This is a genomic window from Blautia sp. AM28-27, from assembly GCF_003480905.1.
GTDB classification, from domain to species: Bacteria; Bacillota; Clostridia; order Lachnospirales; family Lachnospiraceae; genus Fusicatenibacter; species Fusicatenibacter saccharivorans.
The window spans coordinates 75,115-99,765 of sequence record NZ_QUJK01000006.1; the positions used below are offsets into that span (position 1 = coordinate 75,115).

14 protein-coding genes and 1 riboswitch are annotated in these 24,651 nt (G+C 49.1%); of the genes, 1 reads left to right on the forward strand and 13 read right to left on the reverse strand.

Annotated elements, in window-relative coordinates; translation table 11 throughout:
- Window positions 1-155: 155 nt before the first annotated feature.
- The 6 genes from DW743_RS10305 to DW743_RS10330 form a co-directional block, all read right to left on the reverse strand.
- The gene (locus DW743_RS10305) at window positions 156-1,739 is read right to left on the reverse strand and encodes an ABC transporter substrate-binding protein (protein ID WP_022461862.1); all 1,584 of its coding nucleotides are present in this window, start codon (window positions 1,737-1,739) and stop codon (window positions 156-158) included.
- A 210-nt stretch (window positions 1,740-1,949) separates the two neighbouring features.
- Entirely contained in the window at window positions 1,950-2,870 is a 921-nt protein-coding gene (locus tag DW743_RS10310) for a carbohydrate ABC transporter permease (protein ID WP_022461863.1), read from the reverse strand.
- Between the two features lie 12 nt (window positions 2,871-2,882).
- Window positions 2,883-3,812, reverse strand: coding sequence for an ABC transporter permease (locus tag DW743_RS10315; protein WP_022461864.1), 930 nt, complete (start codon window positions 3,810-3,812; stop codon window positions 2,883-2,885).
- A gap of 390 nt (window positions 3,813-4,202) precedes the next feature.
- Window positions 4,203-4,964 carry a 4-hydroxy-tetrahydrodipicolinate reductase gene (gene dapB / locus DW743_RS10320; protein ID WP_022461865.1) on the reverse strand — a complete coding sequence of 254 codons (762 nt, stop codon included), beginning with the start codon at window positions 4,962-4,964 and terminating at the stop codon, window positions 4,203-4,205.
- A 35-nt stretch (window positions 4,965-4,999) separates the two neighbouring features.
- Window positions 5,000-5,890 carry a 4-hydroxy-tetrahydrodipicolinate synthase gene (gene dapA, locus DW743_RS10325; protein WP_022461866.1) on the reverse strand — a complete coding sequence of 297 codons (891 nt, stop codon included), beginning with the start codon at window positions 5,888-5,890 and terminating at the stop codon, window positions 5,000-5,002.
- 151 nt (window positions 5,891-6,041) lie between these two features.
- A riboswitch (Lysine riboswitch) is annotated at window positions 6,042-6,216 on the reverse strand.
- Window positions 6,217-6,271: 55 nt separating this feature from the next.
- The gene (locus tag DW743_RS10330) at window positions 6,272-6,901 is read right to left on the reverse strand and encodes a single-stranded DNA-binding protein (RefSeq protein ID WP_055220802.1); all 630 of its coding nucleotides are present in this window, start codon (window positions 6,899-6,901) and stop codon (window positions 6,272-6,274) included.
- Window positions 6,902-7,306: 405 nt separating this feature from the next.
- Between DW743_RS10330 and typA the strand changes: the two genes are divergently transcribed.
- Window positions 7,307-9,136, forward strand: a complete 1,830-nt coding sequence (gene typA / locus DW743_RS10335) for a translational GTPase TypA (protein WP_055266953.1) — start codon at window positions 7,307-7,309, stop codon at window positions 9,134-9,136.
- A gap of 87 nt (window positions 9,137-9,223) precedes the next feature.
- Here typA and DW743_RS10340 read toward each other — a convergent pair whose 3' ends face one another.
- The 7 genes from DW743_RS10340 to DW743_RS10370 all read right to left on the reverse strand — a co-directional run bounded on the left by DW743_RS10340 (window position 9,224) and on the right by DW743_RS10370 (window position 24,645).
- Window positions 9,224-10,300 carry a polysaccharide deacetylase family protein gene (locus DW743_RS10340; protein ID WP_158568314.1) on the reverse strand — a complete coding sequence of 359 codons (1,077 nt, stop codon included), beginning with the start codon at window positions 10,298-10,300 and terminating at the stop codon, window positions 9,224-9,226.
- A gap of 395 nt (window positions 10,301-10,695) precedes the next feature.
- Window positions 10,696-11,910, reverse strand: a complete 1,215-nt coding sequence (locus DW743_RS10345; RefSeq protein WP_117761432.1) for a hypothetical protein — start codon at window positions 11,908-11,910, stop codon at window positions 10,696-10,698.
- A 21-nt stretch (window positions 11,911-11,931) separates the two neighbouring features.
- Window positions 11,932-12,168 carry a hypothetical protein gene (locus DW743_RS10350; RefSeq protein WP_055266947.1) on the reverse strand — a complete coding sequence of 79 codons (237 nt, stop codon included), beginning with the start codon at window positions 12,166-12,168 and terminating at the stop codon, window positions 11,932-11,934.
- A gap of 308 nt (window positions 12,169-12,476) precedes the next feature.
- The gene (gene rpoC / locus DW743_RS10355; protein WP_117761433.1) at window positions 12,477-16,202 is read right to left on the reverse strand and encodes a DNA-directed RNA polymerase subunit beta'; all 3,726 of its coding nucleotides are present in this window, start codon (window positions 16,200-16,202) and stop codon (window positions 12,477-12,479) included.
- A gap of 38 nt (window positions 16,203-16,240) precedes the next feature.
- Window positions 16,241-20,080, reverse strand: a complete 3,840-nt coding sequence (gene rpoB / locus DW743_RS10360) for a DNA-directed RNA polymerase subunit beta (protein ID WP_117510452.1) — start codon at window positions 20,078-20,080, stop codon at window positions 16,241-16,243.
- Window positions 20,081-20,430: 350 nt separating this feature from the next.
- Window positions 20,431-21,981 carry a carboxylesterase/lipase family protein gene (locus DW743_RS10365; protein ID WP_117761434.1) on the reverse strand — a complete coding sequence of 517 codons (1,551 nt, stop codon included), beginning with the start codon at window positions 21,979-21,981 and terminating at the stop codon, window positions 20,431-20,433.
- Between the two features lie 165 nt (window positions 21,982-22,146).
- On the reverse strand, window positions 22,147-24,645 hold the full coding sequence (locus tag DW743_RS10370) for a GH39 family glycosyl hydrolase (protein WP_158568555.1): 2,499 nt from the start codon (window positions 24,643-24,645) through the stop codon (window positions 22,147-22,149).
- Window positions 24,646-24,651: the final 6 nt, after the last annotated feature.

Below are 24,651 nucleotides of genomic sequence, written 5' to 3' on the forward strand. Positions count from 1 at the left end.
AAATTCCTATATTTTTATATTTAATACGAATGCTGTTAGAAATCAAGTCATCCCTCAAAGCTTTTTGAACCATCACTTGATCTCTAAAAGAAGGAACGGCCGCGCCGGAGCTTCTGGCAGACCAGCGCGTCCATTCCCTGTTTTATTTTACTGTTTTATTTTTCTTCTTTCTCCGCTACATACTCTGCTGCCTGACGGTTCATCTCATCCAGAATATCCTGGATTCCGGCGCTGTCCATAGCTGCGTTCATGGCATCGATGGAAGCGTCCACATCGTCAACGAGACCGTTGATCAGCGGGTTATAATAATTGTCGATGGCTGCCTCTACTGCTGCAAACTGTGTACTTACATTGCTGGAATCAAAGTTAAATCCGTCGTAAACATGATCTTCTTTGATGTTGTTGTTGAAGGCATCTTTGATGCTTTCATACTTGTCGTCCAGAGCCGTTCTGTTCTCAAGATATTCCTCTCTCTGGATGGTGCAGTTGTTCCATCCCCAGTTGCAGTTACTTGCTACACCATAGCCGCTCTCATCAATAACTTTGTACTGATCATCACCGACTGCTTCCCAGTGCTTTCCTTCGATACCGAGCATAGCCAGATCGTAAACATCCGGGTTGGTGTAGAATTCATTTAATACCATCATGGCTCTCTCTTTGTTTTTACTGTTTGCGTTGATGGCAACACCGTTGTTGATGTAAGAGTTTACTTTTTTCGACAGGTTTTTGTTCGGGTCTACCATCGTTACATTCCAATCCGGATGTTCCTCATTTGCCTGTTTTCCGTAGGTAAGACAGGTTCCGAGATTCCAGCTCATGCTTGCTGTTCTTCCGGTCAGAAGTCCGGTCTGTCTCTCATCGCTGCTGTTTAATACGTCGCTGGACCATGCTCCGGCGTCTACCAGGTCTTTCATCTCCTGGCAGTACTCACGGAACGCATCCCATTCACCGATGTACTGGAATTCAAGATCTTTCGGATCCTGGGTATGATACAGAATCAGCTCGCCGCCCTTCGGTGCTCCGCCCGTTGTGGAATAGCCCTGGGACTGGAAGAATGGATACCACGGTCCGCCCTGACTTGCATAGATACCGTCTGCTGCACATGCTTTGTAGAACTTCATCAGGTCATCCCAGGATGTAATATCATCCATACCGTATTTTTCCATCAGGTCACCGCGCACTGCCAGAACTTCCTGACCAAACTCGTTGGCATAGCTCGGAACCATGTAGATTTGTCCGTCAATCTTTGCCTGCTCCCATGCCATTTCCGGAACAACCTCCCAGATATCCGGTGCATACGTTTTGATAAAGTCCTCAGAAAGCGGTGCAAATCCGCCGAGGGAAACGGTCTGCTCGTAATGGCACCAGCTCGATGCGGTAAAGATCAGGTCAAAATCTTCCTGTGAGGAGAACAGCAGGGAATATTTCGTGTCATGCTCGCCCCAGGAAAGGAATTCTACGTTCAGAGAGCAGTTCAGCTTCTCTTCCAGAATCTCATTGATTTTGGCGTAAACCTCATCAAAATCCGGGGTACGGTCGCCGATCAGATACATCGTCAGATCGACATGCTCCGAAGTGTCTGCACTCAGGTTGTCTCCCGATGTGCCGGAAGCTGCGGAGCTGCTTTTGCTGTCGCCCGTGCTTCCCTTTCCGTTGCCGGAACCGCATCCTGCCAGCATGCCGGCTGCCATTGCGGATGCAAGTAATACAGATACCAGTTTTTTTGTGCTCTTTTTCATAAAGAACCTCCTTCATAAATATAATGTGTAATTCAAGCGGATATTCGCAATCCGCTTTGCTACTTGCTCATAACCGAATAACTGCTCCGCAGTTTATCAGAAGGAGCTTGCACTCCTCCTGATACAAGCAAGTCCCCACCCGCCTGCTTATTGCTTTTCGCAATGGAAACAGGGGACTTACTTGATTCAGTTAAATTAACATGATTTGTATCAGCCTTTGACTGCTCCGATTGTGATACCCTGTACAAAGTATTTCTGTACCAGCGGATATGCCAGAACGATCGGGCCGGTTACTACAATGGTAAGTGCCATTTTCAGGGACTGGGTCGGCAATGAGATTGCGCTGACGGCAGAGCCTGCGGCGTTGTTTGCAAGAAGCTTTTTATATGCCTCAATATCATTAACCTGCTGATACAGGAAATACTGCAGCGGATACTTGTTCGTGTCTTTGATATACAGCATCGCATTGTACCAGTCATTCCAATAAGCCAGTGCAATGAAGAGGCCCACGGTAGCAAGTGCCGGTTTGATCAGCGGCATTACAATCCGGAACAGAATACGGAACTCGCCGCAGCCATCAATCTTGGCCGCTTCAATCAGAGAATCCGGAAGTCCCACGATGTAACTCTTCATGATCAGAAGGTTGTATACGCTGAACAGCAGCGGAAGGAGCAGTGCAAGGTAGCTGTCCCGCAGATTCAGGGTCTGTGTCATCAGTACGTAGTACGGAACAAGACCGCCGGAAAACAAAGTGGTAAAGTAGAAGAAAAACGAAAACTGATTTCTCCACTCAAACTCCTTACGTGACAGTACATAAGCTGTCATAGTCTGCAGCAGCAGACCAAGTACCGTTCCGACGATGGTCAGACCGATGGTCGTGCCGTATGCGCGGAAGACAACCATAGGATCTTTAAATACGGTTTTGTATGCCTCCAGGCTGAAATCCTGCGGCAGAAGGCTGAAACCGTTCTGGATAATGGCCGATTCCGAAGAAAACGAGCCGGATACGATCATGATGAAAGGAACGAGGCAGACCAGCGCGATGATTCCGCAGAATCCGTACGCGATGATATCAAGTGCAACCGCATCTTTTCCTCTTTTGATTTTACTTGTATGACTGGAAGATCCCACTTTTCATCCCTCCTAGAATAAGGTGTAGTCTTTATCATAAAGACCAACCAGTTTGTTTACGATTACGACAGTGATAAAGCACAGTACCGACTGATACAGACCAACAGCTGCGGACATTCCGAAGTCGTTGCTGCTGATTAAGGCACGGAACGTCAGGGTATCAATTACATCGGTGTAGTTGTACAGAAGACCGTTACTTCCAACCAGGTTGTAGAACATATCAAAGTTTCCTTTGAAGATGCCTCCGACGGATAGCAGAAGCAGGATGATTGTGGTCGGCATGATCATCGGGATTGTTACTTTGAAAATTCGCTGGAACACGTTTGCTCCGTCGATGCGGGCTGCTTCATAAATCGAAGTGTCAATTCCCATAATCGCTGCCAGGTACATAACAGAACCGTATCCGATTCCCTTCCATACATTAAAGAAGACAAGGATAAACGGCCATGCCTTTGGTGTCGTGTAAAACTTGATTGGTGTTCCACCGAAGGTTTCAATCAGTCGGTTTAGAAAACCGTAGTCGGAACTGAAAATATTGAATGCCATAACTCCTACGATAACCCAGGAAATGAAATACGGCAGAAACATCAGCGACTGTGTGATCTTACGGTAATGTTTGTTGCGGATCTCGGTCAGAAGCACGGCAACGGCAATCTGCATCGTCGTGTTGATCGCAATAAATGCCAGATTATACAGCACGGTATTTCTGGTAACGAGTCCGGCCTGTCCTGATTTAAAGAAGAACTTGAAGTTATCAAATCCGTTCCACGGGCTTCCCCAGATACCTCCTGCGTAGGAGTATTTTTTGAATGCCATTACAATTCCTGTCATCGGGTAGTAGGAAAAAATCAGGGTATAAATTACTGCCGGTGCAAGCATCAGAAGAAATACCCGGTACTTGTAGAGCTTTTTGCAAAACCCTTTCCAACCATTCTTTTTCATCTTCTCATTCCCTTTCTTGTTTGCGCAACTTTTTTGTTGCTCAACTCTTTATTTTTCTTTGTGCCATTATCATATCATTTCGGCATATTGTTTACAATTCGCAGTTTTTATAAGATATTTCTTGTCGAAATATACTGTTTTACTATTTTTTGTGCAAAATGCGCAACTTTAGCGTTTTACCTTGTTGCGCATTGATTTTTCCATTACCGTTTGCGATTTTCACGTTCTCTTTTGATATTCCGTATTTTTTCTTGTGTATTCTGCCAAATATTCTGCAAAATAACTTCCTCAATTCCGAAAATCCCGTTGTAAGAAAAGAAAAAGTGCGCAACGTTTCGCATTTTCGTTGCGCACTTTCTGGTTTCTATTCACTTTTTCCCTGTTTCTGCCTTATTTCGCAGCAATGACATCCTGCATGTCATACATGCCAGCCGGTTTTCCAGCCAGGAATTTTGCAGCCTCTACAGCTCCTTTTCCGAAAACTCCTTTGGAATATGCCCTGTGGGAAAGGATAACAACCTCGTCCGGTCCTGCGAAGATGACATCGTGATCTCCGACGATCGTGCCGCCGCGTACGGCAGAGATTCCGATTTCCTTCGGATCACGCTGCTCGTGGCGCTGGCTTCTGTCATAAACATAGTGGTACTGGTTGTCCATTGCCTCATTCAGGCTGTCAGCCAGGGCGATGGCGGTTCCGCTCGGGGCATCGCATTTCAGTTTGTGGTGTTTCTCCACGATTTCCATATCAAAGCCTGCTTCGGCAAGCACTTTTGCAGCTGCCTGTACCAGTTTCATCAGCGTATTCACACCAAGGGACATATTTGCAGAGCGGAGAACCGGGATTTCTTTGCTGGTCTCCTGCACTTTTTTGAGCTGATCCTCGGTGAGGCCTGTGGTGCAGAGGACGAGTGGAAGTTTTTTCTCCTTGCAGGCATCGAGCAGTGCGTCGGCTGCCTTGTAGGAAGAAAAGTCAACGACTACGTCTGCCGGAACATCGCATTCTGCCAGGCTTTTGAATACCGGATAATCGTTCTGGCCGTTGTCGTTCATATCGATTCCGGCTATGATTTCTGCATTTGCATCTTCTTTTACCAGGCCGGTGATGACCTGTCCCATATGGCCGTTGCAGCCATGCATAATAATTTTAACCATTGTCTTTTTCCTTCTTTACTTCGTGTATTCTTAACTTAAGCCAGTTTGATTCCAAAATCTTTCATAGCCTTTGCCAGGCGCTCCTGGTTCTGCGGCTCCATCTCGGTCAGCGGCAGACGAAGCGGGCCAACCTCTTTGCCCATCAGGTTCAGCGCTGCTTTTACCGGAATCGGGTTTACTTCGCAGAACAGCGCATCGATGAGCGGCAGTGCTCTCAGCTGGATTTCTCTGGATCCGGCCACATCGCCGTCGAGGAATTTCTGTACCATGTCGTGGGTCTCACGCGGTGCTACGTTGGAAAGAACGGAGATTACACCGCTTCCGCCAAGGGAAAGGATCGGCACAACCTGATCGTCGTTTCCGGAGTACAGATCGATCTTTCCATCGGTCAGCTGCATAATTTTTGCGACCTGGGAAATGTTTCCGGAAGCCTCTTTGACTGCAACGATATTCTCAACGTTGTTGAACAGATAGACGATCGTTTCCGGTGCAATGTTTACGCCGGTTCTGCCCTGAATGTTGTAAAGGATGACCGGCACTTTGACGCTGTCTGCGATTGCGGTAAAGTGTGCAATCAGGCCCTTCTGTGTTGCTTTATTGTAATACGGAGAAACGAGAAGAAGTCCGTCCACGCCGTATTTTTCTGCTTCCTGAGACAGATAAATTGCTGTCTCCGTGCTGTTGGAGCCGGTTCCTGCAATTACCGGGATTCTGTGATTTACTTTTTCCACGGTATATTTGATGGCATCCAGATGCTCCTCATGGGACAGGGTCGAAGCCTCACCGGTGGTTCCGCAGATAACGATGGCGTCGGTTCCGCCGGCGATCTGCTCCTCAATCAGTTCTCCGAGTTTTTCGTAATTCACTTCCTGTGTTTCGGTCATCGGTGTGATAATTGCAACAGCTGCACCTTTAAAAATAGACATTCTCTTTTCCTCCTGTATGTTGTGTCAGATAAAACCATAAGAAATCAGTCGCCGGAGCTTATCTCCCACGGAAAATTTCACTTTCCGTTTAAAAAAGAGGCGCCTCATCCCAGATAAGATCGCCTCCAAATTCACACATACGCAGTATCTATGATCAGATAGCTCTCCATCTCTCGATGACAGTCGCAGATTTTTTCAACCTGCGCCCAGGAGCATACCGGTTCAGCGCCGGATGTCCTTCGGCATTCTTCCCTTTTCCTCTTCTTCTTTTGCTGCTGAGGCATCCGAAAAGGTACTCTTGAAGTAATGCGACCTCTATCCACTTCAGTTCTGCTTTTACTATAGCATCATTAAATTTTCTTGTCAACAGCGGATCGCGCTTTAACTCTCACTATATTCCAGCTTGCTCACCGAAACCTCATACGCGGTCCGCTTTTCCATTTCCGTCTCGCTCAGCCGCTTCATATATTCCCGGCTCTGGATCCGTCCCCAGATGAGAACGTGGCCGCCCACGGCAAACGCAGAGGCATACCGCGCATTCCGTCCCCAGCAGATGCACGGGATATAATCTGATTTTCCATACGGACGGTTGACCGCGATCAGAAGGTCGGCGATCTCTCTTCCCAGAGGTGTTTTCCGGTAGACCGGCGGTTTACATATGTATCCATCGAGGTAAATCTGGTTGGATTTGACGGAATCGTCCTCTTCCTCCACGAAGCTTAATTCCCGCGCAAATACGGAGAGTACCAGACGGTTCTTCTTCTCCTCGTGGCGGTTGTAGGACCGAAACTGACCGCTGATGCAGATCCACTCACCCTGGTAATCCTGTGATACGTCCACCAGCCGCTCGGAGACCATCACCGGAATGATGTCCTGCGATTCACTCAACCGCTTGACCATCACATCGACGAGGTAAAAGCCCTCTCCGAATACCTGATGGCTGAATGTAAACGGGGAGACAATCTCTCCCATGATAACCACCTGATTGTTTTCAATCATCTTGTCTGCCATAATGAAAATCCCCTTCCTTTGTCTTTTCTTTCTGAATATTGATTTCTGATCGGTACTTTGCTGATCTATAATCCTAATGTATGAACCACATTTCTTTTTCAGAACCACTTTTTTCCAGATTTTTTTATTTCTATTCAAATCAGCATTCTGCCCAATTTTTTGTATATGTTTCTGTAAAAACCGCACCACATGCTTCGTATTTTCTACCATTGCAATACAAAAAATGTCACATCTTCCCTGTTTTTTTTCTCTGTTCTGTGCTATAATAGTTCAGATAGGCAGGCATCCAGCAGAGACAAAACGGCAAGGCACCTGCCTTTGTGCTGTGATAAACATTCCCGGCCGGCTTGAAATTTTGAAAAATTGAACCCGGCAGGGTCAACCCATAGGAAGAGGAATGAAGAAATGAAAACAACGAGAGAAGATGTAAGAAACGTTGCCATCATCGCCCATGTCGATCATGGTAAAACTACACTGGTAGACGAGCTTCTGAAACAGAGTGGCGTTTTCCGTGCCAATCAGGAGGTTCAGGAACGTGTCATGGACTCGAACGATATCGAGCGTGAGCGTGGAATCACCATTCTTTCCAAAAATACAGCAGTTTACTACAAAGGAACGAAAATCAACATCATCGACACCCCAGGCCATGCGGACTTCGGCGGCGAGGTTGAGCGAGTTCTGAAAATGGTAGACGGCGTTATTCTGGTTGTAGACGCATTCGAGGGCGCTATGCCGCAGACCAAATTCGTGCTGAAAAAAGCACTTGAGCTGAATCTTTCCGTTATCGTCTGCATCAACAAAATCGACCGCCCGGAGGCACGCCCGGACGAAGTCATCGACGAAGTGCTTGAGCTTCTGATGGATCTCGACGCATCCGACGAGCAGCTTGACTGTCCGTTCCTGTACGCATCCGCAAAGCTGGGTCATGCCGTACTCGATCTGAACGACACCCCGAAGGATATGACACCTCTGTTCGAGACCATTCTGAAATACATCCCGGCTCCGACCGGCGATCCGGAAGCTGGCACACAGCTTCTGATCAGTACCATCGACTACAACGAATACGTTGGACGTATCGGTGTCGGCAAAGTTGAAAACGGAACGATCCGCGTGAACCAGGACGTTATGCTGGTCAACCACCACGATCTGACCAAGAAGAAAAAAGTAAAGGTCAGCAAACTGTATGAATTTGACGGACTGAAAAAAGTAGAGGTTACTGAGGCAGGCATCGGTTCTATCGTTGCTGTTTCCGGTATCCCGGATATCCACATCGGAGATACTCTCTGCGGCGATCTGGACAACCCGGTTTCCATCCCGTTCCAGAAAATCTCCGAGCCGACTATTTCCATGAACTTCATCGTAAACGACAGCCCGCTGGCCGGTAAAGAAGGTAAATACGTAACTTCCCGCCACCTGCGCGACCGTCTGATGCGTGAGCTGAACACTGACGTTTCTCTCCGCGTCGAGGAGACTGATTCCGCAGACTGCTTCAAGGTTTCCGGCCGTGGTGAGCTGCATCTGTCCGTCCTGATCGAAAACATGCGCCGTGAGGGATATGAGTTCGCAGTAAGTAAGGCAGAGGTTATCTACAAAGAGGACGAGCGCGGACGCAAACTCGAGCCAATGGAAATCGCATACGTTGACGTTCCGGACGAGTTCTCCGGTACTGTCATCCAGCTCCTCAGCGAGCGTAAAGGCGAGCTTCACGGCATGAGCCGCGCAAGCGATGGTTCCACCCGTCTGGAGTTCGAAATCCCGGCACGAGGCCTGATTGGTTTCCGTGGAATCTTCATGACCTCCACCAAAGGAACTGGTATCCTGAACACCGAGTTTGAAGATTACGCACCGTACAAGGGCGACATTGAATACCGCAAACAGGGTTCCCTGATTGCTTTCGAGGCAGGCGAGTCCGTTACCTACGGTCTGTACTCCGCACAGGAGCGCGGTACTCTGTTCATCGGACCTGGCGAGAAGGTTTACGCCGGTATGGTTATCGGACAGAACGGTAAGGCCGAGGATATCGAGCTGAACGTCTGCAAGACGAAGCACCTGACCAACACCCGTACTTCTTCTTCCGACGAGGCACTGCGTCTGACTCCGCCGAGAATCCTTTCCCTGGAGCAGGCTCTGGACTTCATCGACAAGGACGAGCTTCTTGAGGTTACTCCGGTTTCCTTACGTATCCGTAAGAAAGAGCTGGATTCCAGACTTCGTAAGAGAGCGGCAATGAAATAAATTTTCATAAAATGACATAAGAACCGCCGGTTCACTCTTGATTTGAGAGTAAACCGGCGGTTCTTTGTCGTTTTTCTATTCTGTTTTCTATTCGTTTGTCGTTCCGCCATGGAAGCCGTAATACGTCTCTCCCGCTGCAAGATCCACGCCGTTTGCCGCTGCAAGAGTATGAATCGTGACAAGCTCATACCCGCGGTTGATCAGCTCCGGCACGATCGTTGCACACGATTCTACGGTCGTCTCGTGGATATCATGCATCAGGATAATGTCTCCCGGGCTTACACTGTCGAGAACGGCGCTGATGTTTGCCTGTACATTTTTTGTCTGCCAGTCCAGGGTATCGACATCCCACATGATGCTCGGGCGGCCGATAGATGCGAGCAGTTCATCGGTGCTGTTTCCATACGGGAAACGGATGACAGTTGCACCCTGTCCGTTGTTGTACTGGGCGATCAGATCATCCGTCATCTGGAACTGGGCAAGGCCGTCGTCGGTGCTCAGTTCTTTCATATTCGGATGCGCATAGGAGTGGTTTCCAAGCTCACAGCCGATCGCCGCCATGCGCGGGATCACATCTGCACCGTATTTTTCCACATTGCTGCCGAGCATAAAGAACGTCGCCTGTGCCCCGTACTGCTCCAGCGTATCGAGAAGCGTGCTGGTATAGACGCCTGGGCCGTCATCAAAGGTCAGGGCTACCATCATCGAGCCGTTGCGGTCTGGCTGGTAAACACCCTGGTCATCAAAGTAACAGCCTTTTCCGCCGATCGCTTTCCAGCCGGTCGCCATGTAACCATTGGAATCAAAATGGTACTGGTTTCCGTCGATATCTGCCCAGCCGTTGACGTAGTACGTTGTGGCATCCGTTGCGTACCACCAGCCCGACGAGCTGTACTGCCATCCCGGCGTCTCATTCGGCGGCGTGGTCTCCGCAAGCTTCTTAATTCCCGCATTTCCCGATCCGTCCTCCGCCTCCGGCGCCGTCTCGCTCACCGTCTTTGCGGCTGTGTCATTACTCAGTACAATTCCTTTTTTCGCAAGCTGCGCTCCCGCAAATTTCCAGATAAGCGCAAGAAAAAGAAGGCCGATTACCACACACAGGGAAATCCGTGATACTTTCTGCATCATCTGTCTGCGGCGCATCTGCTTTCTTCTCTGTTTCAATGATTTTCTTTCCATATGATCTGTTTATACTCCATCGTCCCGCCCCTTTGCGGAACTTTCTTCCATCGTAACACAAACGTTTTTCGACATTTTTCTACTTACTATCATAACGTGATCTGACCTAAGATGCAAGGCACAAATTCTTACATTTTTCCACTTCTGGTAAATTAATGTTTATCGTTTCTTAACATCTTGTCACAAAAAAAGAGTGACTCTGCACCCATGGTAAAAGCGGATACAAAATCACTCTTTGTCACTCTCTTTTAAAAAACCTGGTTTCTTTCTGGTGCTTTGCCACCAAATCACAGGTCTTCCACCTGTCCAGCCTGATTATCCTCTCTGCTTAAGAGTAACTGCAAAGTTTTAACGTTGCCAGAACAACGGAAGCAAACACCTTATGCCTCATGTCCTATTTTAGTCAGGAAATCGCTGCCCATCACCCATTTTTCGTTTTCCAGCGTCACAACGGACTCGAGTTTCCAGGTGACGGTCTCTATTTTGGTTTTGCGGAAGAAATGGAGGAAACGGGTTCGTCGCTCGATCGCAGCGGTCACGTTGGTTTCGATCTTCATCTGGTTGGATTCGTTGGTTACGGTTGTGGAGACGCTGCTCACAGTGATGCTGGTGATTCCGGTGTTGGTGTCGCTGTTCAGGTAGGCATCGCAGAGCTGCTGGTACTGTTCTTTGGCGGTTTTCTGTACGGCGGTGTCGGCGGAAAATTCATTTTTGATGGTGCTGAAGGATTTTCCGGCGGCTGCGGCTGTGAATACCTTGTCCAGGGACTCTTCTGCGCGGTCGGCGATGGTTTTGCCGGTGGAATCGTTGAGTTTTAAATCCGGCAGGAATTCCATGCTGCTGTTGTCCTGCACGAGGACGATCTCGCGGTATGGGTCTTTCTGTTTTTCGGTCAGTTCAATGGTGTGGCCGCCGAGGAAGAGATACGGGATTTTGTAGATGCTGACGTTATCTGCCGTCTCTTTTAAATACTTTTTCCCGACCTGCACGCCGTCCAGATAGAACGAGGCATCCGCCGGGACGGTGATTTCGACATCCGTCACGCAGCTGTCTTTCGGCACAACGTACCACTCTTTGAAGTTCCATTTTACGGTATCCCCGGCGGCGATCTCCAATGTTTCTTCCTGCGAGTCGCTCATGCCTTTTAACGTGTACCGCACAGTATAAATCCTGTTTTCCCCGGTCTCAAGATTCTGTTTTCTGCGCATGAAAAAGCTCTTGATCTCCGGTGTTTCCTGCCCGTCAGTGCCGTCCTGTTTTGCTTTCCAGGTCATTGCATTGACGTAGTTCTTCCGCGACAGAAACGTGCTGTCCGGGAACTGGCATACATCGTACGCGCTGTTCCAGTCTCCTGCCAGGCATGCTTCCACGTAATTCCGTCCTGCCGCCTGCGGCGCATACAGATACGCGCCTGCCATAAAAAATACGGCGCACAGAATCAGAAACAGACTGAGATTCACGATCAGAATCCGCAGACTCATCGGCAGATCACGAAATTTTGCCGCCCGTATTTTCACAGAAAGCTCCGTCGTCTCTTCTCCGTCTTTTTCCACATGGCGGAATCTTTTTCCTTTTCTTTTCCACTTCTGGAGCATAGTTTACCTCATCTTTTCCTCTTATTTAGACTGTTCTTTCACCGCATACGTATGCACCCGGTCGCTCTTCTGGCTGTATGCCTCTCCCTCGGAATAATACTCCTCCGATGTCGTGGAAAAACGCGTAATCGTCTCTTTCACACGCTCTCCCGCCGTTTGCTGGTGGAGAAACAGCGCTGCAATCATCAGAATCACAAATATATCCAGAATCAGTACCGCCGCATTTGCCACGATGCCAGGTAATTTTTTTATCCACATAGGCTTCCCTCTTTTCTGTCTCCATTGTAACAAAATGCTCCCGAAAACACAAGGAAAGCAGAGACCCCGGCGAACCGAAAATTCTCTGCTTTTCACAAATGACATATTTATTTTTTAACCTTGTTTCAATCCACAGTCGGTAATTTCACAGAGTCTGACATGTCAGCAGAATGCTGACTGTGGTTTGCCTCATGTCAGTGGGGGATACCGATTTCTCTCCGCCCGCCACTGCCGTTAACTTTCTTATTTGCAATTCATCTCACCACCTATAGAGGTGGGAGAATCCTTGCTATTATTTGTTGAAGGGTTTACTCCTCGGTATCATCCTTTGACGGAATCATTTCCTCAAAGTCGAAGTCGAGCATCGGCTCTTCCTCTTCAGCTGACGGCTCTTCAACCGGAGCTTCTGCCATCGGAGCTGCCGGAGCATCGTCCTCAAGATCTTCGGTCAGAATCAGATCCTCGTCCTCTTCTTCCTCGATCATGCTGTCGGTATTCAGATGAATGTTGCTGTAGCACTTCATACCGGTACCGGCCGGGATCGGTTTACCGATGATAACGTTCTCTTTCAGGCCTACCAGATGGTCAACCTTACCCTTGATAGCAGCGTCGGTCAGAACCTTGGTGGTCTCCTGGAAGGATGCTGCGGACAGGAAGGAATCGGATGCCAGGGATGCTTTGGTGATACCAAGCAGTACCTGTTTTCCTTCTGCCGGCTCTTTGCCTTCTGCGATCAGAGCTTTGTTGGTCTCGTCGTAATCCAGGAAGTCTACCATGTCGCCCGGAAGGAATTCGGTATCTCCGTTCTCCTCGATGCGGATCTTCTTCAGCATCTGGCGAACGATAACCTCGATATGCTTATCGTTGATTTCTACACCCTGCAGACGGTAAACTCGCTGTACCTCGCGGATCATGTAATCCTGAACGGCACGTACACCTTTGATCTTCAGGATATCATGCGGGTTGACAGAACCCTCGGTCAGCTCGTCTCCGGCTTCCAGAACTGTTCCGTCTGCGATCTTAATACGGGATCCGTAAGGGATCAGGTATGTCTTGGATACGCCGTCTTCCGGATTGGTAACAACGATTTCGCGTTTCTTCTTGGTGTCTTTGATCTGTGCAACACCGGCGATTTCGGTGATGATGGCAAGTCCTTTCGGCTTTCTTGCCTCGAAAAGCTCCTCGACACGAGGAAGACCCTGTGTGATATCTCCACCGGCAACACCACCGGTATGGAAGGTACGCATGGTCAGCTGTGTACCAGGCTCACCGATCGACTGTGCTGCGATAATTCCGACAGACTCACCAACCTGTACTGCCTCGCCGGTTGCCATGTTGGCACCATAGCATTTTGCGCAGATTCCGTTACCGGAACGGCAGGTAAGAATGGTACGGATTTTTACTTTTGTATAATGCTCACCGTTCTCGTTGATGCCGTCTTTGATGACACGGGCAGCACGTTTCGGGGTGATCATATGGTTTGCTTTTACAATGACGTTGCCGTCCTTGTCTTTGATCGTCTCGCAGGAGAAACGGCCTGTGATACGATCCTGCAGACTCTCGATCTGCTCTTTTCCGTCTGTGAACTCGCTGACCCACATACCCGGAATTTCGTCCTTGCCCTCGGCACAGTCGATTTCACGGATGATCAGGTCCTGAGAAACGTCTACCAGACGACGGGTCAGGTAACCAGAGTCGGCGGTACGAAGCGCGGTATCGGACATACCTTTTCGTGCTCCATGTGCGGACATGAAGTATTCCAGTACCTGAAGACCTTCACGGAAGTTTGACTTGATCGGCAGCTCGATGGTGTGTCCGGTTGTATCGGCCATCAGTCCTCGCATACCGGCCAGCTGTTTGATCTGCTTATCGGAACCACGGGCTCCGGAGTCAGCCATCATGAAGATGTTATTGTATTTATCCAGTCCGTCGAGCAATGCTTTTGTCAGCGCATCGTCGGTCTTCTTCCAGGTATCTACAACCTCTTTGTAACGCTCTTCGTCTGTAATCAGACCACGTTTGAAGTTTCTTGTAATCTTGTCTACCGTTGCCTGTGCTTCGGCGAGCATCTCCGGCTTCTGCGGCGGCACGGTCATATCGGAAATGGATACGGTCATGGCTGCACGGGTGGAGTATTTATATCCGGTTGCCTTGATATAGTCCAGAACCTCTGCGGTTTTGGTAGCTCCGTGTGTATTGATGACTTTTTCCAGAATCTGTTTCAGCTGTTTCTTTGCAACGAGGAAATCAACCTCAAGCGCAAGCTCGTTACCCGGAACCGTACGGTCTACGTATCCCAGATCCTGCGGCAGAATCTCATTGAAGAGGAATCTTCCGAGTGTGGAGCTTACGTTCTGCTGCATTACAGTACCATCTTCCATCTCTTTTTCGCAGCGGATGGTAATCTTGGTCTGCAGGGTAATGTATCCGTTCTCGTATGCCAGGATGGCTTCGTTCATATCGCGGAAGAAGCTTCCTTCGCCCTTCTCGCCCGGACGCTCCTGTGTCAGATAGTAGATACCAAGAACCATATCCTGGGAAGGAACGGCTACCGGACCACCATCGGACGGTTTCAGCAGGTTGTTCGGAGAAAGAAGCATGAAACGGCACTCTGCCTGCGCTTCTACAGACAGCGGCAGATGGACAGCCATCTGGTCACCGTCGAAGTCGGCGTTGAATGCGGTACAAACCAGCGGGTGCAGCTTAATCGCTTTACCTTCTACCAGAATCGGCTCGAACGCCTGGATACCCAGACGATGCAGGGTAGGGGCACGGTTCAGCATAACCGGATGCTCTTTGATGACGTCCTCGAGAACGTCCCATACCTGCGGCTCGAGTTTCTCGACCATTTTCTTTGCATTTTTGATGTTATGTGCAGTGCCGTTGGAAACCAGCTCTTTCATAACGAACGGTTTAAACAGCTCGATTGCCATTTCTTTCGGCAGACCGCACTGGTAAATCTTCAGTTCCGGTCCTACGACGATAACAGAACGGCCGGAGTAGTCAACACGTTTACCAAGAAGGTTCTGACGGAAACGGCCGGATTTACCTTTCAGCATGTCGGACAGAGATTTCAGAGGACGGTTTCCAGGACCGGTTACCGGACGGCCGCGGCGGCCGTTGTCGATCAGGGCATCAACTGCCTCCTGGAGCATACGTTTCTCGTTGCGCACGATGATATCCGGTGCACCGAGCTCCAGCAGTCTCTTCAGACGATTGTTACGGTTGATGATACGGCGATACAGATCATTCAGGTCGGATGTTGCAAAACGTCCTCCGTCAAGCTGTACCATAGGACGCAGATCCGGCGGAATAACCGGAACCGCATCAAGAATCATCCACTCCGGACGGTTTCCGGACTCACGGAATGCCTCAACAACCTCAAGTCTCTTGATGATGCGGGCTCTCTTCTGTCCGGTAGAATCTTTAAGACCTGCCTTTAATTCAGCAGACTCTTTTTCCAGATCGATTGCCATCAGAAGCTCTTTGATGGATTCCGCACCCATACCTGCACGGAAGCTGTTTCCGAACTCCTCTCTGGCATCCTGGTATTCTTTCTCGGTCAGAACCTGTTTGTACTGTAATTTGGTATCGCCTGCATCAAGAACGATGTAGTTTGCGAAATACAGAACCTTTTCCAGAGTTCTCGGAGACAGATCCAGGAGCAGTCCCATACGGGACGGAATTCCTTTGAAATACCAGATGTGGGATACCGGAGCTGCCAGCTCAATGTGTCCCATACGCTCACGGCGCACACTGGATTTTGTTACTTCTACGCCGCATCGGTCGCAGATTACGCCTTTGTAGCGAATTTTCTTATATTTACCGCAATGGCACTCCCAGTCTTTGCTTGGTCCGAAGATTCTTTCACAGAACAGACCGTCTTTTTCCGGTTTCAGCGTTCTGTAGTTGATAGTCTCCGGTTTTTTTACCTCGCCATGGGACCACTCCCGGATTTTCTCCGGGGAGGCAAGTCCTATTTTGATGGCATCAAAGCTCATCTGGTAATTTTCTTTTTTTGCTGTTTCTGGCATTTGATTACCCCTTTCCTCGCAAAGCGAAGATCTACAAGTTACATGTCATCATCTGAACTTTCATCCAGATCAAGATAAGAGTCTTCTTCTTCATCCTCTTCCACATCTACCATTTCTTCTCCGTCAAATTCTTTCTTGGAGAATCCATAGTCACCAAATCTCTCGTCCTCTCTGTCAGAGTAACGGTCTCCCTCGATGATGTGGTTCAGGTTGGTATCACCGTAATCAACTGATTCCATAATTTTAACTTCGGTATTGTCATCACGCAGTACGCGGACATCGAGTGCCAGGGACTGCAGCTCTTTCAACAATACTTTGAAGGATTCCGGAATACCAGGCTCCGGAATATTGTCGCCCTTGATGATGGCTTCGTATGTCTTCACACGGCCAACCACATCGTCAGACTTCACAGTCAGGATCTCCTGCAGCGTGTAGGATGCACCGTACGCCTCAAGAGCCCAAACCTCCATCTCTCCGAAACGCTGTCCACCGAACTGAGCTTTACCACCCAGAGGCTGCTGTGTAACGAGGGAGTATGGGCCGGTAGAACGGGCATGAATCTTATCGTCTACCAGGTGATGCAGTTTCAGGTAATGCATGTGTCCGATTGTCGTTCTTCCATCGAACGGCTCACCGGTACGTCCGTCGCGGAGCTGTACCTTACCGTCTCTTGCGATATCAACACCCTTCCACAGTTCTCTGTGATCCAGATGCTCTTCCAGATACTGATATACTTCCGGAAGCAGAATATCTTTATATTTCTCGGAGAATGCATCCCATTCCATGTTTACATAATCGTTTGCCAGTTCCAGGGTATCCTGAATATCTTTCTCGTTTGCGCCGTCGAAGATCGGAGTGGAAACGTTGAATCCAAGAGCTGCTGCTGCAAGGCTCAGGTGGATCTCAAGCACCTGTCCGATGTTCATACGGGACGGCACACCCAGAGGGTTCAGCACGATGTCCAGCGGACGTCCGTTCGGCAGGAACGGCATATCCTCTACAGGAAGTACACGGGAAACGACACCCTTGTTTCCGTGACGACCAGCCATCTTATCGCCGACAGAGATTTTTCTCTTCTGTGCGATGTAGATGCGGACTGCCTGGTTTACTCCAGGAGAAAGTTCGTCGCCGTTTTCACGGGTAAATACTTTGGCGTCCACGATGATACCATACTCACCGTGCGGTACTTTCAGGGAAGTATCACGTACTTCTCTTGCTTTCTCGCCAAAGATGGCACGGAGCAGACGCTCCTCTGCGGTCAGCTCGGTTTCTCCCTTCGGAGTTACTTTTCCGACCAGAATATCACCGGCACGTACCTCTGCACCGATGCGGATGATTCCACGCTCGTCCAGGTCTTTTAAGGCTTCATCGCCGACGCCCGGAACGTCTTTTGTGATCTCTTCCGGTCCAAGCTTGGTGTCACGGGCCTCTGCCTCGTACTCCTCGATGTGGATGGAAGTGTAAACATCATCCTGTACCAGACGCTCGCTAAGAAGAACGGCGTCCTCGTAGTTATATCCTTCCCAGGTCATAAATCCGATCAGCGGGTTTTTACCAAGAGCAAGCTCGCCCTGGTAGGTAGACGGACCGTCTGCGATTACTTCGCCGGCCTCTACATGGTCACCTTTAAATACGATCGGTTTCTGGTTGTAGCAGTTGCTCTGGTTGCTTCGCATGAATTTGGTCAGATGGTAGACATCTTTTGTTCCGTCATCGTTGTTCATGCGGATCTCGTTGGAGCAGGAATAAGAAATGGTTCCTGCTTTTTTCGCAACAACGCAGACACCGGAGTCTACGGCTGCTTTTGCTTCGATACCGGTTCCTACAACAGGAGCATCGGTGATCATCAGCGGTACGGCCTGACGCTGCATGTTGGATCCCATCAGCGCACGGTTCGCATCGTCGTTCTGAAGGAACGGGATCAGCGCCGTAGCAACGGAGAATACCATCTTCGGAGACACGTCCATGTAATCAAACATGTGCGGCTCGTAGGACTGGGTCTCATCCAGATAACGTCCGGAAACGTTCTTGTTGAGGAAGTGTCCTTCTGCATCCAGCGGCTCATTTGCCTGTGCTACATGGTAATTATCCTCTTCATCTGCGGTCATGTAGACTACTTCGTCGGTAACACGCGGATTTTTCGGATCTGATTTGTCAATTCTTCTGTATGGAGCCTCAACGAAGCCATACTCGTTGATGCGCGCATACGATGCCAGAGAGTTGATAAGACCGATGTTCGGTCCCTCAGGAGTCTCGATCGGGCACATTCTTCCGTAATGGGAGTAGTGTACGTCTCGAACCTCGAATCCGGCACGGTCACGGGACAGACCGCCAGGTCCAAGGGCGGAAAGACGTCTCTTGTGCGTCAGCTCTCCAAGCGGGTTATTCTGATCCATGAACTGGGACAGCTGGGAAGATCCGAAGAACTCTTTGATTGCAGCTGTAACCGGTTTGATATTGATCAGGGACTGCGGAGAAATTCCGTCGATGTCCTGTGTTGTCATACGCTCACGTACCACACGCTCCATACGGGACAGACCGATGCGGTACTGGTTCTGAAGCAGCTCACCTACGGCACGGATTCTACGGTTGCCCAGGTGGTCGATATCATCGGCATTTCCTGCGCCGTATTCCAGATGCATGTTGTAGTTGATGGAAGCGAAAATATCTTCCTTTGTGATATGTTTCGGAATCAGGTCGTGAATGTCACGTTTGATCGCCTGTTTGATCTCTTCGATATCGGTATTTTCCTCCAGGATCTTTTCCAGAACCGGATAGTATACTTTCTCGTTGATGCCAAGTTCTTCCTCGTCAACATCTACCCATGCTTTCAGATCTACCATTAAGTTGGAAAGAACTTTTACGTTTCTCTCCTCTGTCTGAATCCATACATACGGTACTGCTGCGTTCTGAATCTTGTCTGCGAGTTCCAGAGTAACGGTGGTGCCTTTTTCTGCAAGGATTTCACCGGTGGACGGATCTACAACATCCTCAGCGAGGATCTGGTTGCGGATACGGCTGCGCAGTGCAAGTTTCTTGTTGAATTTATAACGGCCTACCTTTGCCAGGTCATAGCGACGCGGGTCAAAGAACATGCTCATGATGAGGCTCTCTGCATTTTCTACTGCGAGAGGCTCGCCCGGACGAATTTTCTTGTACAGCTCGAGAAGACCTTCCTGATAGTTGGTGGAAGTATCTTTGGTGAAGCTTGCAAGAATCTTCGGCTCTTCACCGAACAGCTCTACGATCTCTGCATTGGAGCTTACTCCAAGTGCACGGATGAGGACTGTGATCGGAACTTTTCTGGTACGGTCTACGCGGACATAGAAGACGTCGTTGGAATCGGTCTCGTACTCCAGCCATGCTCCACGGTTCGGGATTACGGTACAGGAGAACAGTCTCTTTCCGAGCTTATCATGTGCGATGCCGTAATAAATACCAGGGGAACGTACCAGCTGGCTGACGATTACTCGCTCTGCACCATTGATAACGAATGTTCCTGTTGCTGTCATCAACGGCAGATCACCCATGAAAATTTCGTGCTCTGTGATCTCGTCTTTTTCCTTATTATATAATCTTACTTTTACCTTTAACGGTGCCGCATAAGTAGCGTCACGCTGTTTACACTCTTCGATTGAGTATTTTACGTCATCTTCACACAGTGTAAAGTCTACGAATTCAAGGCTCAGCCGTCCGCCGTAGTCGGAGATTGGTGAAATGTCATCAAAGACTTCCTTGAGTCCGCTTCTCAGGAACCAGTCATAGGAATCCTTCTGGACTTCAATCAAGTTGGGCATTTCCAATACTTCTTTTTGTCTCTGGTAACTCATTCGCATACTTTTTCCGGTAGGTATCGGACGTATTCTGTTTTTCTCCATTGACGTTGTCACCCCTTGTGTTATAATATATTTATTACCGCTCATGCCTGAACAAAAGGTTTTAGGCATATCTTGCCATAATAGTGCATTTTCTAGATTATCATGTTTTTTCAAGTGTGTCAACAAAACAGATTGTATTTTTTTCAGTACAATCTGTTTTTTACTGGTTTTTCTTCCGTGACCCTGTTAGAATAATACTTTAGATGTGATTGAAAGCACCGAATTTTCAGAAAAAACCGCCTGTTTGATTTTTTTATTTTTCAAATCAAACAGGCGGTTTTTTTATTCTAATTTTTTAATATTTCAGAGCTCCATCCCGATTTCGCTTATGCCGCGTCGAATCGTTCTTTTTAATGCTGAATATTGTCAGCCATCATGTCCATAAAGCTCCATGGTTTCAGAACTTTGTTGATCTCTGCAAACACTTTATCATCGTAGTTGTGTTTTACTTCCGTTTTGCGGTCAAACACCATGGTATCCGCATCCTCTGCTTCTACTTCCGGCCAGTGCGGGAGTCCGGCATGATCCGGGGTGCCGTTCTTTGCGAAGGCAAGAAGTGCTCCGAAGATTTCGCTTTCCAGTTTATCGCTGACATCCGGGATGCCACAAATTTCTACGAGATCTGCGTTTCCGAAGAAATATGGGATATCGGAGCAGTGCCATGCCGGCTTGCCGTGCTGGAACGGGAATTCCAGAGCGAAGTTGTAGAGATATGCTTTGCCGCCGCCTTTTGCGAACAGTTTGGCAAGTTTTACGGTCGGCTCACGCATTGCACGGTCGATGGCAAGAACATCTACGCCGTTCTTCTCCGGATATGCTTCTTTGAAAGCGTCCAGAACCTTTTCGGCATTGTCTCCATAAACCTTTTTGAGGATTTCCAGAATCTCTTCCGCTGTCAGTTTGTTCTTATCATAAGCTGCCGGTGCAAACGTTGCGAACTCGCCGTATACGGTTCCGATCATCATCGGAATCTGATGTGCATGCTCACGGAAGCCTGCGTCGAATGGATTTCCATAGAAGTAATCGCCCTTTTTCGGGCCGCCGCCGATGTAGCCGCCACTCTGTGCAATCGCCGGAGCCACTTTTGCATATGCAGCAGCAAGCTGCGGATACGGTACAGTTTCCAGCTGAGCCACATCGTCAAAGCCGAGCGCTTTCATCATTGCCGTAATAATCTCCGTGCCGTCTTTCTCTCCTGCGCCGAGCGGATCGTCCTCCATAACACCGCTCATGACAAGGCCTTTCTGGAACAGGCCGTCTGCTGATGGAATCTGCATCAGGTCAATCACCTTCATTCCGCCGCCGGACTGGCCGAAAATGGTTACATTCTCCGGATCGCCGCCGAACAGGGCAATATTGTCATGTACCCACTGCAGGGCTGCCACCATATCGGCGTGGCCTGCGTTTGCGGAGTTTTTGTATTTTTCCCCAAACGGAGACAGATCCAGATATCCTAAAATATTCAGTCTGTGGTTGACAGAAACAAGAATCGAATCACCTTTCTTTGCGATGCTGACGCCGTCATACGCAACCTGCTCGATGGAAGATCCCGCTGCGTATCCACCGCCGTGGAACCATACGAGAACCGGTTTTTTGGCTTCCGGATCAAGTTTGTTTGTCCAGATATTTAAGGACTGGCAGTGCTCATCCTGCGGCCAGTAGCGGTGCGGAACCATAAGCTCGCCGTTCGGTGTATCTTGGTTCTGAAGCGGGCATACAAAGCCGTAGTTTGTCGCATCCTTCACGCCATCCCATTTGGACGGAACCGGCATCTGGAAACGGTCTGCGTATGCATACGGAATTCCTTTGTAAATGTAAACACCGTCATAAAAATAACCTTTTAAATCGCCGGATGTGGTATGCAGCACCGGCACGCCATCGTAATCAAATATTTTCCCCATTTTGAAATACCTCTTTTCTGTAGAATTTAGCATTTATGTTGTTTTCAGTATAAACAATATTTTCGTCCTTTTCTACTCGAATTGTCGCAAGATCTTCTTATATTGTTGCTTTTTTTCCACTCTTTCTCTGTATTCTCCCACCGCGAGTGCAATTTTTTGAAGATTTTACAGAATCTGCTCCACCTCAATCAGCGCCGTCTCGTGCGGCTCCAGGCGTTCCTGCACCGTGAGGCTGCCTTCCGGGTCGGTTTCCTGCTCCCAGACACGGTATTCCGGGTCCGCACTGTGGCACAGCATCGCGCGCTCCATCCGGTTCATCCGCTCCGGAGCTCCCATCCGCACCCACGCATCGTAGCTGCTGCCGTGCTCTTTTGTCACTTTATACAGCCGCAGGCAATATTTTCCCGGTTCCAGTCCGGTCAGTTTCACTGAAAAGGTCCGGATTTCCCCCATATTGAATACGCGGTAACGGTCCGTGCGGGAAATATTCACGGCATGGCGGTAGCGGTACAGCATATCGTAGTGAACATAGTTGTACAGGTAAATCTGGCTTTGGTTTTTCTCCGGCTCCGTGCTGATAAAATAGCCGTCCCCACGCTTCACCAGACGAGATCCCATTCTGCCGAGCAGCCGCAGCGCAGTGCAGACCGCCTTTGGAATGCCGTTCATCGTGAACAGCCCAAAACCTCCATGATACGTTTCCCGCGCCGGAAATACTTCATCCAAACGGTCATTGACCGAGAAATACGCAATTCCCTGCAGCGCCTCTTCATTTTCCAGAAGATTTTTAAACAGCCATGCCGCTTTATAACAGGTATCGTTGCACAGATCCCTCTGCCAGATGTTGCTGCTGCACTCATCCACCAGAACCGGCAGTGCACCAAGCCCAGCCTTCTGCAGCAGACCTTTTACCTTCTCCCCGCGGTTCCGCAGAAAATCCGGGTCGCGGCTCACAATCATATTGACGCTCTCGTTGTTCTGGATCAGATTCATTTTCTCCTCTTCCTCTCCATAGATCACCGTGCCAAACGAGCGGAATGCAAAAATTTCCGGCACACATTCCTTTTCCTTCATAGTTTCGATAAAGGCTTTGAGATGTTCCTCCGGTCCAAGACCAAAGGAAAGACATGTTACAAGATCCGGGCTCACACGTTTCATCTCCTCGTACGATGCTTTCCACGTCTCAAAGAACTCATCTCCTCCATCAATCGTGATCACGTCTCCGCTGATCCACGGGTTGAAAATCCAGCGCCGCATCTGGTTGATTCCATACCGTTCCCTTAGATGTTCCATCAGGTTTTTGATCAGCATGCGCCACTCAGCCAGATCTCGCGGAGAGCTGCTTAGCGCCGGACGCATCGTTCTTCCCGGGTCTGTTTTTGCCAGCAGCAACGGCATATGGCCGAATTCCAGCAACGGCTTCGCTCCCGTGGAAAGGATGAAATCGATCACCTCATCAATATAGTTCCAGCAGAACTGAATCTCGCCCCACATATTCCGCCGAAGTACGCACATATCATCATCAAGAATTCCTTTTACGCGGATCAGCTCATAGCCGAGCTCCTGCACCAGCTGTTCCAGCTCATCCTGCACCTCGCGGTTCAGCACACTTGCCGCATAGCCAGCATTGATCACGCGCTTCCAGTGGCCTGCCACTCTTGGTTTCCGTCCGTTTACTGCCGCTGTCACGGAAACGGCACTCTCATTTATCGTCTCAATCTCCTGCTCCGTGACCGCTGCATACTGCAGGAGACTCTGGAAAATATCATGGTCTCCCGCCGCCTCTTCCCGCTCTTTTCCTTTCTTTTCACGCTGTTTTACTGTATATTCCATCTGCTTCCGGTATTCGCTCGGTGTCATACCGCGGTATTTGCGGAATGCGCGGATCATCGCCGTCTCATTGACAAATCCATTGTGATAGGCAATCTCCGTCAGCGTTGCGCCGCTGTGCATTTCCTGTACGGCATGCGCCAGGCGCACCTGCGTCACGTACTCCCGAAATGATACACCGAAATACTGCGGAAAGCTCCGTGAAATATAGGCACGGCTCAGATAAAGATGATCCGCCAGATCCTCCAGCGTAATCTCTTCCCGGCAATGCTGCAGAATATAGTCTGATGCCCGCTGAATGCGTTCCCTTCCGCCCCGGCCCTGTTCCACCTTTTCCCCGGATGTAAAGTAAAAAAGCAGATCCTCCAGAAGCGCCGTCACACGGCTTTTCATATAGATCGGTTGTTCCTCATTATTCTTGTACATCTCAAGAAAGATCCGTGCCATATCCCGCCGGATCAAATCAAATTTTTCCTGCTGATCTTCCATATAAAAAAACGACTGACATTTGACTTCACATTTCAGCAGCTTAATGTGAAATGAATCAATCGTCTCCGCTGAAACGCAGAGCGACAGAGCAAGTCCGTCTTCGTCCAGATCCAGGTCACAGATCTGAAACCGGTTGATCGCAAAGATAGATCCCATCGGGAGATTGTGAACTTCCCCGTCCTCGTAGCTGACTCTTCCACTCCCACGAAGCAGAAATAAAAGTTCAAAATCCGGATTCCACAGTTCCCGTTTCTTCTCCGGCCGGAGTAGCCGAAAACGGAATCCCGGCATTTCCTGTTTTGTTCCTTTCAGCATCATGTCTTCGTCTCTGTTGTCTCTTTCCATTTCACA